17 protein-coding genes are annotated in these 17,104 nt (G+C 44.2%); all 17 read left to right on the forward strand.

Going from position 1 to position 17,104, the window contains the following annotated elements:
• Nucleotides 1–317 precede the first annotated feature (317 nt).
• The 17 genes from aspS to nadA all read left to right on the forward strand — a co-directional run bounded on the left by aspS (nucleotide 318) and on the right by nadA (nucleotide 16,910).
• Nucleotides 318–2,096: an aspartate--tRNA ligase gene (gene aspS / locus ACED60_RS08855; RefSeq protein WP_122046860.1), complete on the forward strand. Its 1,779-nt coding sequence runs from the start codon at nucleotides 318–320 to the stop codon at nucleotides 2,094–2,096.
• 169 nt (nucleotides 2,097–2,265) lie between these two features.
• Nucleotides 2,266–2,787 (forward strand): crossover junction endodeoxyribonuclease RuvC, encoded by a 522-nt coding sequence (gene ruvC, locus ACED60_RS08860; protein WP_009846369.1) that lies wholly within the window; start codon nucleotides 2,266–2,268, stop codon nucleotides 2,785–2,787.
• A gap of 194 nt (nucleotides 2,788–2,981) precedes the next feature.
• Nucleotides 2,982–4,442, forward strand: coding sequence for a methyl-accepting chemotaxis protein (locus tag ACED60_RS08865; RefSeq protein ID WP_371727348.1), 1,461 nt, complete (start codon nucleotides 2,982–2,984; stop codon nucleotides 4,440–4,442).
• Nucleotides 4,443–4,534: 92 nt separating this feature from the next.
• Nucleotides 4,535–5,146 (forward strand): Holliday junction branch migration protein RuvA, encoded by a 612-nt coding sequence (gene ruvA, locus ACED60_RS08870; protein WP_009846371.1) that lies wholly within the window; start codon nucleotides 4,535–4,537, stop codon nucleotides 5,144–5,146.
• A 103-nt stretch (nucleotides 5,147–5,249) separates the two neighbouring features.
• Nucleotides 5,250–6,266, forward strand: coding sequence for a Holliday junction branch migration DNA helicase RuvB (ruvB, locus tag ACED60_RS08875; protein ID WP_102533813.1), 1,017 nt, complete (start codon nucleotides 5,250–5,252; stop codon nucleotides 6,264–6,266).
• Between the two features lie 553 nt (nucleotides 6,267–6,819).
• The gene (gene cydA, locus ACED60_RS08880; protein WP_009846373.1) at nucleotides 6,820–8,406 is read left to right on the forward strand and encodes a cytochrome ubiquinol oxidase subunit I; all 1,587 of its coding nucleotides are present in this window, start codon (nucleotides 6,820–6,822) and stop codon (nucleotides 8,404–8,406) included.
• 13 nt (nucleotides 8,407–8,419) lie between these two features.
• Nucleotides 8,420–9,556, forward strand: coding sequence for a cytochrome d ubiquinol oxidase subunit II (gene cydB, locus ACED60_RS08885; RefSeq protein ID WP_371709330.1), 1,137 nt, complete (start codon nucleotides 8,420–8,422; stop codon nucleotides 9,554–9,556).
• A gap of 31 nt (nucleotides 9,557–9,587) precedes the next feature.
• A complete protein-coding gene (gene cydX, locus ACED60_RS08890; protein WP_000270284.1) occupies nucleotides 9,588–9,695 on the forward strand; it encodes a cytochrome bd-I oxidase subunit CydX in 108 nt (35 codons plus the stop codon).
• On the forward strand, nucleotides 9,688–9,990 hold the full coding sequence (gene ybgE, locus ACED60_RS08895; RefSeq protein WP_009846375.1) for a cyd operon protein YbgE: 303 nt from the start codon (nucleotides 9,688–9,690) through the stop codon (nucleotides 9,988–9,990). The genes cydX and ybgE overlap by 8 nt, the downstream gene beginning before the upstream one ends.
• Nucleotides 9,991–10,162: 172 nt before the next feature.
• A complete protein-coding gene (gene ybgC / locus ACED60_RS08900; RefSeq protein ID WP_017104273.1) occupies nucleotides 10,163–10,600 on the forward strand; it encodes a tol-pal system-associated acyl-CoA thioesterase in 438 nt (145 codons plus the stop codon).
• Nucleotides 10,590–11,273 carry a protein TolQ gene (tolQ, locus tag ACED60_RS08905; RefSeq protein WP_009846377.1) on the forward strand — a complete coding sequence of 228 codons (684 nt, stop codon included), beginning with the start codon at nucleotides 10,590–10,592 and terminating at the stop codon, nucleotides 11,271–11,273. Before ybgC ends, tolQ begins: the two co-directional genes overlap by 11 nt.
• 3 nt (nucleotides 11,274–11,276) lie before the next feature.
• Nucleotides 11,277–11,720 carry a protein TolR gene (gene tolR, locus ACED60_RS08910; protein ID WP_004736481.1) on the forward strand — a complete coding sequence of 148 codons (444 nt, stop codon included), beginning with the start codon at nucleotides 11,277–11,279 and terminating at the stop codon, nucleotides 11,718–11,720.
• Nucleotides 11,721–11,733: 13 nt separating this feature from the next.
• Nucleotides 11,734–12,804, forward strand: a complete 1,071-nt coding sequence (gene tolA / locus ACED60_RS08915; RefSeq protein ID WP_371727350.1) for a cell envelope integrity protein TolA — start codon at nucleotides 11,734–11,736, stop codon at nucleotides 12,802–12,804.
• Nucleotides 12,805–12,816: 12 nt separating this feature from the next.
• Entirely contained in the window at nucleotides 12,817–14,169 is a 1,353-nt protein-coding gene (tolB, locus tag ACED60_RS08920; RefSeq protein WP_009846380.1) for a Tol-Pal system beta propeller repeat protein TolB, read from the forward strand.
• Between the two features lie 111 nt (nucleotides 14,170–14,280).
• Nucleotides 14,281–14,823, forward strand: a complete 543-nt coding sequence (gene pal / locus ACED60_RS08925) for a peptidoglycan-associated lipoprotein Pal (RefSeq protein WP_009846381.1) — start codon at nucleotides 14,281–14,283, stop codon at nucleotides 14,821–14,823.
• A gap of 33 nt (nucleotides 14,824–14,856) precedes the next feature.
• Nucleotides 14,857–15,639: a tol-pal system protein YbgF gene (ybgF, locus tag ACED60_RS08930; RefSeq protein WP_371727351.1), complete on the forward strand. Its 783-nt coding sequence runs from the start codon at nucleotides 14,857–14,859 to the stop codon at nucleotides 15,637–15,639.
• A gap of 209 nt (nucleotides 15,640–15,848) precedes the next feature.
• A complete protein-coding gene (gene nadA, locus ACED60_RS08935; RefSeq protein ID WP_009846384.1) occupies nucleotides 15,849–16,910 on the forward strand; it encodes a quinolinate synthase NadA in 1,062 nt (353 codons plus the stop codon).
• Nucleotides 16,911–17,104: the final 194 nt, after the last annotated feature.

The raw sequence follows: 17,104 nt of genomic DNA on the forward strand, positions 1-17,104 counted from the left end.
TCGCCGCGATTAAAACGCTTTTATCTCGAACAAAATTTAACCACGAAAGGTCAACGCGCCCTAAAATCTACTTTACGAGAGTTTTGCTGATTAAGGTACTTTCGAGATATAATTAACACAATTTTTTCGGTTTTGATGAATCTTTGCGCACTTGATGGGCTAAAAAGCAGCAAAGCCAGATAAAACACAATAAATTCGAATGTGGAAGGTCGATTTTAAGCGAGTTTCCGCGTATAAATGTTCCTTTGCTCTGTTGTGTGGAATGACCACTGACAGCTTGGAAATTAGTAAATAATTAAGAGATTGGGAAATTCATTATGCGTACCCATTACTGTGGTAACCTGAACAAGTCCCTGGCGGGACAAACTGTAGAATTGTGCGGCTGGGTAAACCGTCGCCGTGATTTAGGCGGTCTTATCTTTATCGATATGCGAGATCGTGAAGGCGTCGTTCAGGTTGTTGTCGATCCAGATATGAAAGATATCTTTCCGATCGCTAACCAACTGCGTAATGAATTCTGTATCAAATTTACTGGTGAAGTACGCGTTCGTCCTGACAGCCAAGTAAATAAAGATATGGCGACGGGTGAAGTTGAGCTTTACGCAACTGGCCTAGAGATCATCAACCGTTCAGAAGCGCTTCCACTAGACTTCAACCAAACGAACTCTGAAGAGCAGCGTCTTAAGTACCGTTACATCGATCTTCGTCGTCCAGAAATGAGCGACCGTATCAAGCTTCGTGCGCGTGCTTCTAGCTTCGTTCGTCGTTTCCTAGACGAGAACCTATTCCTAGACATCGAAACGCCAGTACTAACGAAAGCGACACCAGAAGGTGCTCGTGATTACCTGGTACCAAGCCGTGTTCACAAAGGTAGCTTCTACGCACTTCCTCAATCTCCTCAGCTGTTCAAGCAACTGCTGATGATGTCTGGTTTTGACCGTTACTACCAAATCGTTAAATGTTTCCGTGATGAAGATTTACGTGCTGACCGTCAGCCTGAATTTACTCAAATCGATATCGAAACATCTTTCATGACTTCTCAAGAAGTGCGTAACGTGACTGAGAAGCTTGTTCACGATATGTGGAAAGAACTTCTAGATGTTGAACTAGGTCAATTCCCAGTAATGCCTTTCTCTGAAGCGATTCGTCGTTTCGGTTCTGATAAGCCAGATCTACGTAACCCACTAGAGCTAGTGGACGTTGCTGACTTGGTTAAAGACGTTGAGTTCAAAGTATTCTCTGGCCCAGCTAACGACGAAAAAGGTCGCGTAGCGGTTATCCGTGTTCCAGGTGGTGCTAAGCTAACTCGTAAGCAAATTGACGGTTACGCTGAACACGTAAACATCTACGGCGCGAAAGGCCTAGCTTGGATGAAGGTTAACGACCGTGCTGCAGGCATGGAAGGTATTCAATCTCCAGTTGCTAAATTCCTAAGCGAAGACGTAATCAACGGTATTCTAGATCGCACTCAAGCTGAATCTGGCGATATCATTCTGTTTGGCGCAGACAAAGCGGGCATCGTTGCTGAAGCAATGGGCGCACTTCGTCTTAAACTAGGTACTGATCTAGAGCTAACAGACACATCTGCATGGGCTCCACTGTGGGTTGTTGACTTCCCAATGTTCGAAGAAGACGGCGAAGGTAACCTACACGCAATGCACCACCCATTCACATCGCCACTAGGTGTGAACGCGGAAGAGCTAAAAGCGAACCCAGCAGCAGCAAACTCTGATGCATACGACATGGTAATCAACGGCTACGAAGTAGGCGGTGGTTCGGTACGTATTCATAGCGCAGAAATGCAAACGGCTGTATTCGGTATCCTAGGTATTGAAGCTAAAGAGCAACAAGAGAAGTTCGGCTTCCTACTTGAAGCACTTAAGTACGGTACGCCACCACACGCAGGTCTAGCATTCGGTCTTGACCGTCTAGCAATGCTACTTTGTGGTACAGAGAATATCCGTGATGTTATCGCATTCCCGAAAACAACAGCAGCAGCATGTCTACTAACAGATGCGCCAAGCCTAGCAAACCCAGCATCACTGGAAGAGCTAGCAATCGCTGTTAAATTGGCAGAGAAGAAAGAGCAAGCGTAAGCCTGTTATCTTTCTCGTTGATGAAGAGATCCTAGTTGATAGAGAGCTCTTAATTAATTAGTCAAGATTTGTGAGTAAATTAGAAAATGCCCGTTAATTTGACGGGCATTTTTTTTTGCGTTCGATATACTAAGCTGAAAAGCATGTATAAATAATCAGTATTGAAGTTATGTCTATTATCTTAGGGATTGACCCTGGCTCTCGCATTACCGGCTATGGCGTGATTCGTCAAAATGGTCGCCATCTATATTACTTAGGTAGTGGTTGTATTCGTACTTCCGAAAAAGAACTGCCAGGTCGACTAAAACAGATTTACGCTGGCGTGAGCGAAATCATCACTCAGTTCCAACCGGATGTGTTTGCGATCGAGCAGGTTTTCATGTCGAAGAACGCTGACTCTGCACTTAAGCTTGGACAAGCTCGAGGTAGCGCGATTGTGGCAGCGGTGAATGCAGATTTACCTGTTCATGAATATGCGGCTCGTTTGATCAAACAAGCGGTGACAGGTAATGGTGGTGCTGATAAGTCGATGGTTCAGAACATGGTGATGAGCATGCTCAAGCTACCTGCCAAACCCCAGGCTGATGCTGCCGATGCTCTCGGCGTAGCGATCACTCACGCTAACACCAATAAAACCTTGGTTGCACTGGCAGGTAAAGCGACAGGTGCGAGAAAAGGACGCTACCGTTAATCCCCCTATCGCTTTCTAGAAGTTTTCTTTCGATGAGCCTTACGCCCCGTTTGGCTCATATCAAAACAATACGCACCTAAATCCTTGATGAAATGAGATCTTTCGAACAGAACCCAGATAATAACATTGCGTATCATTTAACATGTTATTAACATTGGTCGGAGGTCTTATAAGTTAATCAAGGATGATCACTGATGAACCCAATCAAGCTGTGGCGCGCGCTGTTTCTACCTAAAAGCAATGGCTGGAGTAACAACGAAGTCAGACAAGCCGATATCTTATTACTCTTCACTTTTATCGCATTCTTCGTGGGTGTCTATAGCTTAATCAAGTGGACTAAGCACGAAGAGCAACTTCTGATCGCCACATCTGTATTTCTTATCGTATTCGAACTGATCTCTGCACTGCTACTTCGTGTGACGAGTAAGCCGAGCTTTGCACTTAACTTTGGTTTTGTCGGCATGGCGGTACACGCGTTGAACATCATTTATCAAAGTGGTGGGGTTGTGGCTTCCACTCAAGCTTATTGGGTGCCGTTGTTAGTAGTCGCTTTTTTCTTGTCAGGAACACGAATTGTGGCTTTGGTGTGGAGTGGACTGGTTATCGGTGTTTCATTAGTGATGACCTCAGCACATCTCAATGGATTTGCATTTCCCCAGCTTGAGTTAACTCCTGATGCGGTAGTGGTAGAAACTTGGTCTGGTGTGATTATGCCGTTGGTGGTGATCTGCATTGCCCAAGCATTTACTGCGAAACAGAAAGAGGTGGCGATCGAAATGGCAGAGGATGCGATTTCAGAAAGCCAACAGATTGCCAATCAAGCGACTCAAAGTGAAGGGCGACTCTCGGTGGTGCTTGATCAAGCTAATTCGAATTCAGAGAGTCTACAAGGTGTTTCGGTTCATTTAGAACAGCAGTCACAAGACTTGCATGCTCAAGTCGAAGTGTTGAATGTCAATTGTGAATCTCAAGCGAGCGCTGCAGAAGAGATGAGCCAACAACTCCATCAAATGACTCAAGGCATTGAAGAATCCAATTCATTTGTAGGTGAACTGAAAGAGCGTAGCGAAGCGGTTGGCACAAAAGCGCAAAAGAGTTCAGAGTCACTAGAAGCCTCAACCAGTGCAATCAGCCAGATCATTCAAAGTAATCAAGAAATCATGAAAGTCGCTGATTTGATCACTTCGGTTGCTGAGCAAACCAACCTGTTAGCACTCAACGCGGCAATCGAAGCTGCGCGTGCAGGTGAAGAGGGACGAGGCTTTGCTGTCGTCGCTGATCAAGTGCGAGAATTATCGGCGAAAAGCAGCCATTCCGCGATAGAGATTCGAACTTTGTTAGACCGCAGTAAAGAAGAAGTTGAACACGGAAGAGCGATTATCGAAACCACGGCAAGCGAGATGAACGGTATTATCTCTGAGGTGCAAACCATATCAACAGATGTTAATCAGCTTACCAATATTATGGCGATGCAGATGAATTCGTTAAAAGAGCTCGATCTCGCCAGTTCAGAAGTTGCCCAAAGTGTGGCGGAAACTAAATCGGTGTCAGGCTTAGTCGCTAATTATGGTTCTGAGCTAACAGGTCATGTGACTTCGGTTAAAGAACTGGTCGCGAGCTTGAACTGCGTGGTCTCGCAAGCCAAGCAAGTCTAAATAATTCACTTCAAAAAACACAAAGAACTGGATAAGTATCCAGTTCTTTTATATTCTGTCCTCCAAATTAAATTCCATCAAGAGAGTGAATTGTGATTGGACGTCTCCGCGGTACATTAATAGAAAAACAGCCACCAGAATTATTGATTGAAGTCAGTGGTGTTGGTTATGAAGTTCAAATGCCAATGAGCTGTTTTTATGAGTTACCAAACGTAGGCGAAGAAGCAATTATCTACACTCATTTTGTGGTACGTGAAGATGCTCAGCTACTTTATGGTTTTAACACGGTTAAAGAGCGCGCCTTGTTCCGTGAAGTGATTAAAGCGAATGGTGTCGGTCCTAAACTTGGTCTTGGGATTCTTTCAGGCATGACCGCTAGCCAATTCGTTCAAAGTGTTGAACGAGAAGATATCTCAACGCTGGTTAAACTGCCGGGTGTTGGTAAGAAAACCGCAGAACGTCTGGTCGTTGAAATGAAAGACCGCCTGAAAGGGTGGGGCGCAGGTGACCTGTTTACACCTGCAACAGATGCAGCGCCAATGGACTCTATGCCAACGGTGCACGACGCGGAAGAAGAAGCGGTAAGTGCACTACTTGCATTAGGCTACAAGCCGACCCAAGCTTCTAAGGTGGTTTCTCAAGTGGCTAAAGATGGCATGACAAGTGAACAATTGATTCGCGAAGCACTAAAGTCGATGGTTTAATACCTCATATACTTGTTCTACAAAATAGACTCATTCACTTTGCCTTTACACAGAGTCAAGAAGCGCAGAGTCAGGAAGAGCAGAGTTAGGAATAACAGAATTTATGATTGAAGCCGATCGCCTGATTGCACCGGATAATCCGGTCTTTAAAGATGAAGATGTCATTGATCGCGCAATACGCCCTAAAGCACTTGCCGACTATCAAGGTCAGGACCACGTTCGTAACCAGATGGAGATTTTCATTCAAGCCGCTCAAATGCGAAATGAAGCTCTGGATCATCTGTTGATTTTTGGCCCTCCCGGTTTAGGTAAAACCACATTGGCAAACATTGTTGCCAATGAAATGGATGTGAGCATCCGTACCACTTCAGGCCCTGTTCTTGAGAAAGCCGGTGACCTTGCGGCGCTACTGACTAACCTTGAAGAAAATGATGTGCTGTTCATTGATGAGATCCACCGCTTAAGCCCTGTGGTTGAAGAGGTTCTGTATCCAGCAATGGAAGATTACCAATTGGATATTATGATTGGTGAAGGCCCTGCGGCTCGCTCTATCAAGATTGACCTTCCTCCTTTTACTTTGATTGGCGCAACCACTCGTGCTGGCTCACTAACATCGCCATTACGTGACCGTTTTGGTATTACTCAGCGTCTTGAGTACTACAAGGTTGAAGACCTTCAAAATATCGTTCAGCGCAGTGCAGATTGCCTTGGACTTTCATTGGAGTCGGATGGGGCATTAGAAATTGCTCGTCGTGCTCGTGGTACACCGCGTATCGCGAACCGCTTATTACGCCGTGTACGAGATTATGCGGAAGTGAAAGGCGACGGACATATTTGCCCAGACGTAGCGGATAAGGCACTCAATATGTTGGACGTTGATGCCAAAGGCTTTGACTACATGGACAGAAAGCTTCTGCTTGCGATCATGGAGAAGTTTGGTGGTGGTCCGGTTGGTATCGACAACATGGCAGCTGCGATTGGTGAAGAGAGAGACACCATTGAAGATGTGTTGGAGCCTTACTTGATTCAGCAAGGTTACTTACAAAGAACGCCAAGAGGTCGAATCGCGACCGACAGAGCGTATTTACACTTTGGAATAGATAAACCGTCTAATCGTTAAATTATTCATTTTCAAAGATCCCAGTTGCATAAGCGCTGGGATTTTTTTGCTTTTTATTGAATAACAACTCTTTGAGCGATTCGATAAAAAGGCTGAATAGCCTCTGTCAAAAATGAAAACTTTGATTGCAGGTTTGATTTAGCTAGCAAAAAATGAAATAAGTTGTCATATTTTTTGTTAATACTTTATAGGTAGTTGTAATTCGTATGTTGAAGTGGTGCTGAGCTTTTGTCACAGATATCATGCGCTGTTATTAACAGAGGCTAAATTGGTGTGATTTTAATCATGATTGTACAAAAATAACTCTAATTTGCTCGAATAAAATTGATACAAATCAACGCAAGGTTCTCCTATAAACCTTTTGAAACATACTGATTTTACCAGTAATATTAGCGCCAGCTATATTAGCTCATGCTTAACAATAATCTAACTATAACGGTACGTTTTTGCTACAAATTTCAATTTGTAATAACAATTACACAAATTGTTTTAACATGGATTTTTGCGGTGAATAATCACACAAGTGTCATTCAGCCGACACAAAGGAGTTACCATGATTGATGTTGTTGATCTGTCGCGATTGCAATTTGCATTTACAGCGATGTATCACTTCCTATTTGTTCCACTGACTTTAGGTATGGCATTTCTACTTGCCATTATGGAGTCAGTTTATGTAATGACTGGCAAGCAAATTTACAAGGACATGACTAAGTTCTGGGGTAAATTGTTTGGTATTAACTTTGCTCTTGGTGTAGCGACAGGCTTAACCATGGAGTTCCAGTTCGGTACTAACTGGTCTTACTATTCTCACTATGTTGGCGACATCTTTGGTGCTCCGCTGGCTATCGAAGCGCTTGTTGCATTCTTCCTAGAGTCTACTTTTGTTGGTCTTTTCTTCTTCGGTTGGGACAGATTGTCGAAGCGTCAGCACTTAGCGGTAACGTGGTTAGTAGCTCTTGGCTCTAACTTCTCAGCGCTTTGGATTTTGGTAGCGAACGGCTGGATGCAAAACCCAGTGGGTGCGGAATTTAACTTTGAAACCATGCGTATGGAAATGGTGAGCTTCGCTGAAGTTGTCCTAAACCCAGTAGCGCAGGTTAAATTCGTACACACAGTAGCGTCTGGTTACACAACGGGTGCAATGTTCATCCTTGGTATCAGCTCATACTACATTCTTAAAGGTCGTGACCTTGCCTTTGCTCGTCGCTCTTTTGCGATTGCAGCATCTTTCGGTATGGCGGCAATCTTGTCAGTAATCGTGCTAGGTGATGAATCTGGTTACGAGCTTGGTGAAGTTCAAAAAGTGAAGCTAGCAGCTATTGAAGCTGAATGGCACACTGAAGAAGCACCGGCCGCGTTCACTGTATTTGGTGTTCCAAACCAAGAAACCATGCACACAGACTACGCAATTAAGATCCCTTACGTTATGGGTATTATTGCAACACGTTCTTTTGATACAGAAGTAACAGGACTACGTGACTTGCGCGACGATCACGTTGATCGTATTCGTACCGGTATGTATGCGTATGAGTTGCTTGAAAAGCTACGTGGTGGTGACCGTTCAGAAGAGAACAAAGCGGCATTTGACGAAGTAAAAGGTGACCTAGGTTACGGTCTGCTTCTTAAGCGCTACACAGACGATGTTGTTGATGCAACAGAAGACCAAATCCAAATGGCTGCGGATGATTCTATCCCAACAGTTTGGCCTCTATTCTGGTCGTTCCGTCTGATGGTTGCTTGTGGCTTCATCATGCTGTTTGTATTCGGTGCGGCGTTTGTTCAAACGTGTCGTCAGAAGATCGAACAGAAACCATGGGTACTTAAAGCGGCGCTATTCTCAATCCCACTACCTTGGATTGCGATTGAAGCAGGTTGGTTTGTTGCTGAATTTGGTCGTCAACCATGGGCGGTTGGTGAAATCCTGCCGGTTAACGTTGCTGCATCAGCACTGACTATTGAACAGCTTTGGACTTCTCTATTTGCAATTCTTGCACTGTACACAGTGTTCTTGATTGCTGAAGTTTACCTAATGCTGAAATTCGCACGTAAAGGTCCAAGTAGCTTAAAGACAGGCCGTTACCACTTTGAACAAAACGATAACTCTGTTGAAGACAAAGTTAGCCGTTCAGTCGAAGTATAAGTGAGGGAATATTATGTTTGATTACGAAAGCTTACGACTTATTTGGTGGGTATTGATCGGTGTTCTACTGGTTGGTTTCGCCGTAACTGACGGCTTTGACATGGGTGTTGCTGCTCTTTCACCGGTTATCGGTAAGAGCGACACTGAACGTCGTATTATGCTGAATACTATTGCCCCTCACTGGGATGGCAACCAAGTATGGCTAATTACGGCTGGTGGTGCATTGTTCGCTGCATGGCCATTGGTTTACGCAACGTCGTTTTCTGGTTTCTACTTCGCAATGTACGTGACGCTAGCAGCACTTTGGCTACGTCCACTTGCGCTTGATTACCGCTCAAAGATTGAAGAGCCAAAATGGCGTAAGGCATGGGACTACGCACTTTGCTTTAGTGGCACAGTTCCGCCAATCATCTTCGGTGTAGCATTTGGTAATTTACTACAAGGTGTTCCATTCGAGCTGAACTACCTGATGATGTCTAAGTACCATGGTACGTTCTTCGCTCTGCTAAACCCGTTTGCATTGCTATGTGGCGTGTTGGCTCTGATGTTGTTCGTGATGCAAGGTGCAACATGGCTTCAAATGAAGACAACAGAAGAACTGCACAGCCGCGCACGTAACGTTGCTCAGATCACTGGCCTAATTGCTATTGCTCTGTTCGTTATCGGTGGTTTCTGGGTTCAATCTATCGAAGGCTATGTAATTACAAGCACGATAGACACGTTTGCTGATTCAAACCCACTAAATAAAGAAGTATCACCTCAAGTTGGTGCTTGGATGACAAACTTCGAAACGTATCCAGCAATGTGGGCTGCGCCGATTCTTGGTGTAGTAATGCCACTGCTTGCTGTGATTGCATCTCGCTTTGAGCGTGGTGGTTTCGCATTCTTGTTCTCAAGTCTATCTAACGCTGGTGTTATTCTAACGGCTGGTTTTGCAATGTTCCCATTCGTAATGCCATCAAGCTGGAACCCTAACCATAGCTTGACTATGTGGGATTCAACAGCAAGTGAGCTAACGCTTGGTCTTATGACTGGAGTTGCGGCGATAATGGTTCCTGTGATTCTTGGCTACACAACGTGGACATACTACAAAATGTTCGGTCGTCTAGATAAGAAACACATCGAAGATAACGACGTTTCAGCTTACTAAGCTAGAAGTTAAATAACTTAGGAGAAATTTTATGTGGTATTTCGCATGGATTTTGGGTGTACTTCTAGCATGTGCATTCGGCATCATCAATGCTCTATGGTTAGAGCATTCAGAAATGATGGATAAAGACAGTGAGTAATCTCGCAGAGCAAATCGCTAAACTGCATCAACCAATGGATAAGACTCTGTTAAGAGCTTTATCTCTAGTATTGGGGTTCATGCATGTTGGTTTAGTGATGTGGGAACCTGAAGCGTATGCGACAAGCATCGGTGGCTTTAACGCGATCATCGGGCCAATGTTCATTTGGGCAGCATGTTCAAGCATGGTTTACGGTATCGGATTTAAGCCGAGAGCTTGGATGTGGCAACTACTGTTCAGCCCATACGTTTCACTCACAATTTTGCTCTACCTAACGGTGCTGCGCCTTTTATAAAAGGCAAAGGATTTAGGTTCATAACGACGTGAACCTTTATACTTGTTGGGTTTTTAGCCAAAAAGAGGTCATCTTATACAGATGGCCTTTTTTTTCGTCTCTTAAATCAAAAAATTCACAGCGATATACTATTAATGATAAGGAGTTAGGTTATAGTGAGATCTTTATCGTTTTGAATTGTGGTATCAAATTGCAGGGATTATCTAAGCCATTTACGTGGCCAGTGACAGTGTATTACGAAGACACCGATGCAGGTGGTGTTGTATACCATTCAAACTATCTTAAGTTTTTCGAACGCGCTCGAACTGAGATGTTGCGCTCAATTGGCGTCTCTCAGCAAGTCTTGTTAGAACAAAATATCGGTTTTGTAGTCCGACATATGGACATCGATTTTATTCAAGGTGCGCGCCTTGATGATTCTTTACAAGTCATTACAAATATTTACGAGTTGAAGCGAGCTACCTTAGTCTTCTGTCAAGAGATCGTAAATCCTGATGGCAAAGCATTGTGTAAAGCAATGGTTAAGGTAGCATGTATCGACAATCAAAAAATGAAACCCAAAGCAATGCCAACATTTATTCTCACGGAGCTAACGAATAGTGACTGCTGAAATCTCAATCTTAGGCCTAATTTTAGAAGCTAGCTTACTAGTTAAGATGGTCATGCTAATTCTCATGGGCATGTCTGTTGTTTCTTGGGCGATGATCATCAAACGAAGCAAAGTATTATCTCAAGCTACTAAACAAACTGACGTGTTTGAAGATAAGTTCTGGTCTGGTGTTGATCTCGCTAAATTGTATCAGGAGAGTAATAAGCGCAAAGACGAACTCTCTGGTACTGAAGAGATTTTCTACGCCGGCTTCACAGAGTTTGCTCGCCTTCGAAAATCAAATGCAGCGTCTCCAGACTTCATAATGGAAGGCACTGGTCGTGCAATGCGTGTTGCGGTTGCCCGCGAAGTTGATGAACTGGAAACTAACTTACCTTTTTTGGCGACTGTCGGTTCTATCAGCCCATACATCGGCCTATTTGGTACGGTTTGGGGCATCATGCACTCATTCATCGCATTAGGTGAAGTGAAGCAAGCGACATTAGCAATGGTTGCTCCTGGTATTGCAGAAGCACTGATCGCGACAGCAATGGGTCTATTCGCTGCGATTCCAGCAGTAATGGCGTACAACCGCTTCAGCAGCCGAGTAGGCAAGCTAGAGCACAACTACGCGACTTTCTCTGAAGAGTTTCACAGTATTCTTCACCGTCAAGCGATGGCTGGCAGGGAATAATAGATGGCCGGATACCAACCTAAAAAACGCAAAATGACAGCAGAGATTAACGTTGTACCTTACATCGACGTTATGCTTGTTTTGCTGATCATTTTTATGGTGACTTCGCCATTCGTTACTCAAGGCGTAGATGTTGAATTGCCTAAGGCTTCAACGGCTCAGTCTGCACAAGATCTATTGGGTGACGACAATGCGAGCTTTATTATCGTTGAAGTGAACAAAGACGGTGAGCTTGGTTTGAGTGTGAACAACGAAGAAGTACAGCGTGGTTTATCGATGGAAGACATTATCGTCCGAGTGAAAGCTGAGCTGTCTCTTAAGCCAAACTCTCCAGTGGCTGTTGGTGGTGATGCCGCAACGCCTTACGCTGAAGTGGTTTTATTACTTGATGAATTAAGCCGTGCAGGTGTGCCAAAGGTTGGCCTATTAACGGATATAAGGGAATAGCTCCGTAGCATTCATGAAAGCGAATAATAAGAAATCCAATAATTTTAGATCACCGCTTCTTATCTCTCTTGGGCTGCACGTCATCTTATTCGTTGCGCTTATTTGGGGGGCGGATTTCACGATGTCGGAACCAAAGCCTACTGGGCAGATGGTTCAAGCCGTGGTGATTGATCCTCAGTTGGTTCGCCAACAAGCTCAACAGATTCGCCAACAAAGAGAAGCGGCGAGCAAAAAAGAGCAAGAGCGTTTAGATAAACTAAGACGTGAAAGCGAACGACTTGAAAAAAATCGTAAAGCTGAAGAAGAAGAGAACATTCGAAAGCTGAAAGAAAAGCAAGCTAAAGAAGCCAAAGCGGCTCGCGACGCGGAAAAGCGTCGAGTTGAAAATGAAAAGCAACGTAAAGTTGAAGAGGCTCGCTTAAAACAAGAGAAAAAGAAAGCCGCTAAAGCAGAAGCTGATCGTAAGTTGAAAGAAGCCGCGGTTGTGAAAGCAGAGAAAGAACGCAAGGCAAAAGAAGCGGCCATTGCTAAAGCTGAACAAGAACGCGTGGCGAAAGAAAAAGCCGCGAAAGAGGCCGCTGAAAAAGCCCGTAAAGAAAAAGAAGCCGCTGAGCGTGCTGAGAAACAACGTATAGCGAAAGAGAAAGAAGCGGCAGCCGCAGCAGAAAAAGCTCGTAAAGCGAAAGAAGCTGCAGCAAGAGCGGAGAAAGAGCGTAAACAGCAAGAAGCGGCATTGAATGATATTTTTGCTGGGCTTGAAACTGAAGCGACTCAAAACTCTTCAGCTAGACAACAATTTATTAGTGATGAAGCGCAGCGTTATGGTGCTATCTATACCCAACTCATTCAACAAAACTTGTTGTTAGAAGACAGCTACAGAGGTCGTTCATGTCGAGTGAACCTAAAGCTTATTCCAACGGGATCTAATGCGATATTAGGTAGATTGAGTATCTTAGATGGTGACAGTCGCTTATGTGCGGCAACGAAGCGTGCGGTAGCACAAGTGCAATCTTACCCGTTACCTAAGGACCCAGACATTATAAAATCACTGAAAGACATTAACTTAACTGTATCACCAGAGTAAAAGGACGAACTTGTGTTAAAGAAACTATTACTGAGTTTTGTTTTCTTAATAGCTACAAGCAGCCAGTTTGCCCATGCGGCACTGGAGCTGGTTATTACAGATGGTATTAACTCTGCACGACCTATCGCTATTGTTCCTTTCCGTTGGGAAGGCGCAGGACCATTGCCGCACGATGTGTCAGCAGTTATCGCTTCTGACTTGCAACGCAGTGGTAAATTTAGCCCAGTTGCGACAAGTAAAATGCCTCAAACGCCTTACAGCGAAACCGAGGTGAATTTTGATGCTTGGACTAACCTAGGTGTTGATTCACTGCTAACAGGTAGCATCACTAAAAATGCCGAAGGGCAGTATGTGGTGAACTACCAACTGATCGACATTGTTCGTGGTCAACTGACTAAAGGGCAAAGCCGTGCACTAAGCGATGAAGGCCAATTAGTACTTTCTAAAGATCATGTGCTGTTCAACAAGAAAGCGACAGTGCCTGGTAAACGCTTGAGAGAGTACGCACACCGAATCTCTGATTTAGTGTATGAAGAGCTAACGGGTGAGAAAGGGGCGTTTCTAACGCGTATTTCTTACGTAGTTGTGAACGACAAAGACAAATACCCGTACCAGCTTCGTGTTGCTGACTACGACGGCTTTAACGAGCGTTTGGTGCTTCGTTCTAAGCAACCTCTTATGTCACCAGCATGGTCGCCAGACGGTAAGAAGCTTGCGTATGTGAGTTTCCAAAATGGCCAAGCTGAAATATTCATAATGAATATTTACACGGGTGAGCGCGAGAAAGTGACGTCATACCCTCGTCATAATGGTGCGCCAAGATTCTCGCCAGATGGTAAAACATTGGCGTTGGTATTGTCGAAAACAGGCAGTCTTCAGGTGTACACACTCGACCTTGCTAGCCGTAAGCTGACTCAAATTACCCGCGGTCGTTCTAACAATACTGAACCATTCTGGCACCCAGATGGCAAGTCTCTAATTTTCACATCTGATCGTGGTGGTAAACCACAGATTTATAATGTAAATTTGTCAAATAATTCGACATCTCGTATTACTTGGCAAGGTAGCCAAAACTTAGGTGGCCAGATCACCCCTGACGGACGATTCCTGATTATGGTTAATCGTAGCAATTCGGGTTTTAACTTGGCTAAACAAGATTTGGAAACCGGTGCGGTTCAGGTGCTAACAAAAACATTGTTAGATGAATCTCCAAGTATTGCACCGAATGGAGGTATGGTTATCTATAGCTCTATTTACAATAAAACAAACGTACTATCGATGGTTTCTATCGACGGTCGTTTTAAGGCTAGATTACCGGCAACGAACGGACGCGTAAGAGCGCCTTCGTGGTCACCGTTTCTCTAGTTGATTTGATACATTCTTTTAGCTATTGATAGTGTTAACTATTGTGGCATTTAACTATCTATAGCACTTAGTCGCTGTAGAAACTAAGTTTGATAACGTAAGGAAAAAAAGATGCAACTTAACAAAGTTCTTAAAGGCTTGATGATTGCACTACCAGTGATGGCAGTAACGGCATGTAGCTCAACTGATGAAGCAACTTCTGCAACATCTGGCACAGAAAGCAACCAAACAACTTCAGGTTCAGAAGGCAACGTAGATACAACTGTTGTAACGCCAATTGACGCTAACGGTCAACTGTCTGAGCAAGAGCTTAAAGAGCAAGCGCTACGCGAAACTCAAACAATCTACTTCGCATTCGATAACTCTACTATCGCTGGCGACTACGAAGAAATGCTTGCAGCTCACGCAGCATACCTAGTTAAGAACGTTGATATGAACGTTACTGTTGAAGGTCATGCTGATGAGCGCGGTACTCCTGAGTACAACATCGCACTTGGTGAGCGTCGTGCACAAGCTGTAGCGAAATACCTACAAGCTCTAGGTGTTCAAGCAGACCAAATCTCTATCGTAAGCTACGGTGAAGAGAAGCCACTTCTTCTAGGTCAATCTGAAGACGTGTACGCTAAAAACCGTCGTGCAGTACTAGTTTACTAATTTCAGTAGGCTATATAATTGAGGAATTGCCTCATGTTCAGTAACACAAAGCGAGTCATTTTGCTTTCGTTACTGGCAAGTGCAGCGAACACTACGTTCGCTGCACCAGCTCCAGTATCCGATCTCAATAGCACCGCAACAAATTCATCATCTTCCTCTCGATCAGCATCTAACGAATCAGATATTGAGCGTTTAGAGCGCTTGCTTCAAAATCGTAATCTCGTTCAGCTTCAAATGCAGCAGCAAATCGACGATATGTCACTGGAGATCAGTGAACTTCGTGGTGAGTTGGAGCGAAACAGCTACGATATGAAACAAATGCTCGAGCGCCAACGTGAATTGTTCATTGAACTGGATCGTGTGAGAGGCGAGGTGAAAGCAGCAGGAACAGCAACGGTAGCAGTAGCAGCGAGCGAAGGCTCTAAGGATGCTTCTGGTACGTTCAGTACTGATGTTGATGAGCAAACCGCTTATCAAAATGCTGTAGATATGATTCTAAAGCAACGAGACTACTCGGGTGCGATTGCAGCATTCCAAAAGTTTCAAAAAGACTTCCCAGACTCGACCTTCACGCCTAACACCCATTATTGGTTAGGTCAGCTTTATTTCGCTAAAAAGCAAGATAAGGAAGCTGTGAAGAGCTTTGCCGCTGTTGTGTCATACAAAGACTCCAACAAGCGCTCTGATGCTCTGGTTAAGCTTGGTGACATAGCTACGCGTAACAACAACGCGACGCAAGCTAAGAAATATTACCAGCAAGTTGTAACCGAGTATCCAAACAGTGCTTCGGCTAAAGTGGCTAAAACCCATTTGTAAACAAAATAGGGGTGCTCAGGTACCTCTTTTTTATATCTGATCACTTTCTTTTTGTGTCTACTTCTCTTCTTTGTAATGCCAACGCATCGCTTTGTTTATGCGTTTTAAGCATTAGTTAGTCATCGCTTGAAACCAATCCTTTTTGATCCCAATCGCTGTCCTGTGTAGAATACTCTAATTCTCGGAAGAAGTTGCGTAGAGCAAGAGCAATGAGTCATATACTAGATAAAATCGATACAGTTTACCCGTTTCCGCCTAAGCCAGTTCCACTGAGCGACGCTCAGAAGCAGGCCCACATCGCAAACATCAAAACACTACTTCAAGAAAAAGATGCAGTTCTAATTGCACATTACTACACAGATCCTGAAATTCAGGCCCTGGCTGAAGCAACTGGTGGTTTTGTTGGCGATTCATTAGAAATGGCTAAGTTTGGTAACCGCCATTCTGCAAGCACTTTGATCATCGCTGGCGTTCGTTTTATGGGGGAGTCAGCAAAGATTCTTACACCTGAAAAACGCATTCTAATGCCAACACTAGAAGCTGAATGTTCTCTTGATCTTGGCTGTCCTGCAGACAAATTTACAGAATTTTGTGATGCTCACCCTGACCATACAGTGGTTGTATACGCGAATACCTCTGCGGCTGTTAAGGCTCGTGCAGACTGGGTAGTTACGTCGAGCATCGCTTTAGAAATCGTTGAAAGCCTAGACGCTGAAGGCAAACCCATTATTTGGGGCCCAGATCGTCACCTAGGTTCTTACATCGCAAATCAAACTGGCGCTGACATGTTGCTTTGGCAAGGTGAGTGTATTGTTCATGACGAGTTCTCAGCTGATGCTTTGAAGAAAATGAAATCAGTATACCCAGAAGCGGCTATTTTGGTTCACCCAGAATCACCAGCAAGCGTGGTTGAACTGGCTGACGCTGTTGGTTCAACAAGTCAACTGATCAAGAAAGCAAAAGAGCTGCCTCATCCACAGATGATTGTCGCGACAGACAAAGGTATCTTCTTCAAAATGCAGCAACTGGTTCCTGAAAAAGAGCTGATTGAAGCGCCGACAGCAGGTGCCGGTGCAACTTGTCGAAGCTGCGCGCATTGCCCTTGGATGGCAATGAACGGCCTTGAAGCGATTGAAAATGCGCTTGAGAATGGTGGCGAGCAACACGAGATCTTCGTTTCTGACGAACTGCGCGTGAAATCCCTTATCCCATTGAACCGCATGCTAGATTTTGCTGAGCAATTAAATGTGCAGGTAAAAGGTAACGCTTAATCTAATGACGTGAGGTTATAAATAATCCAATATTTATAACTCTGCAGTCTTTATAATGTGGTGCATTTGTCATCATTAAAAAAACCAGCCGCAGTGCTGGTTTTTTGTATCTGAATATTCGCCTTAGTCTAGTCTCATTAGCTGCTGCAATTTACACTAGGTATGACCAATCGTAGCAAATACCACTATTAGCA

This window comes from Vibrio sp. 1F279 (assembly GCF_041439815.1).
GTDB classification, from domain to species: Bacteria; Pseudomonadota; Gammaproteobacteria; order Enterobacterales; family Vibrionaceae; genus Vibrio; species Vibrio tasmaniensis_A.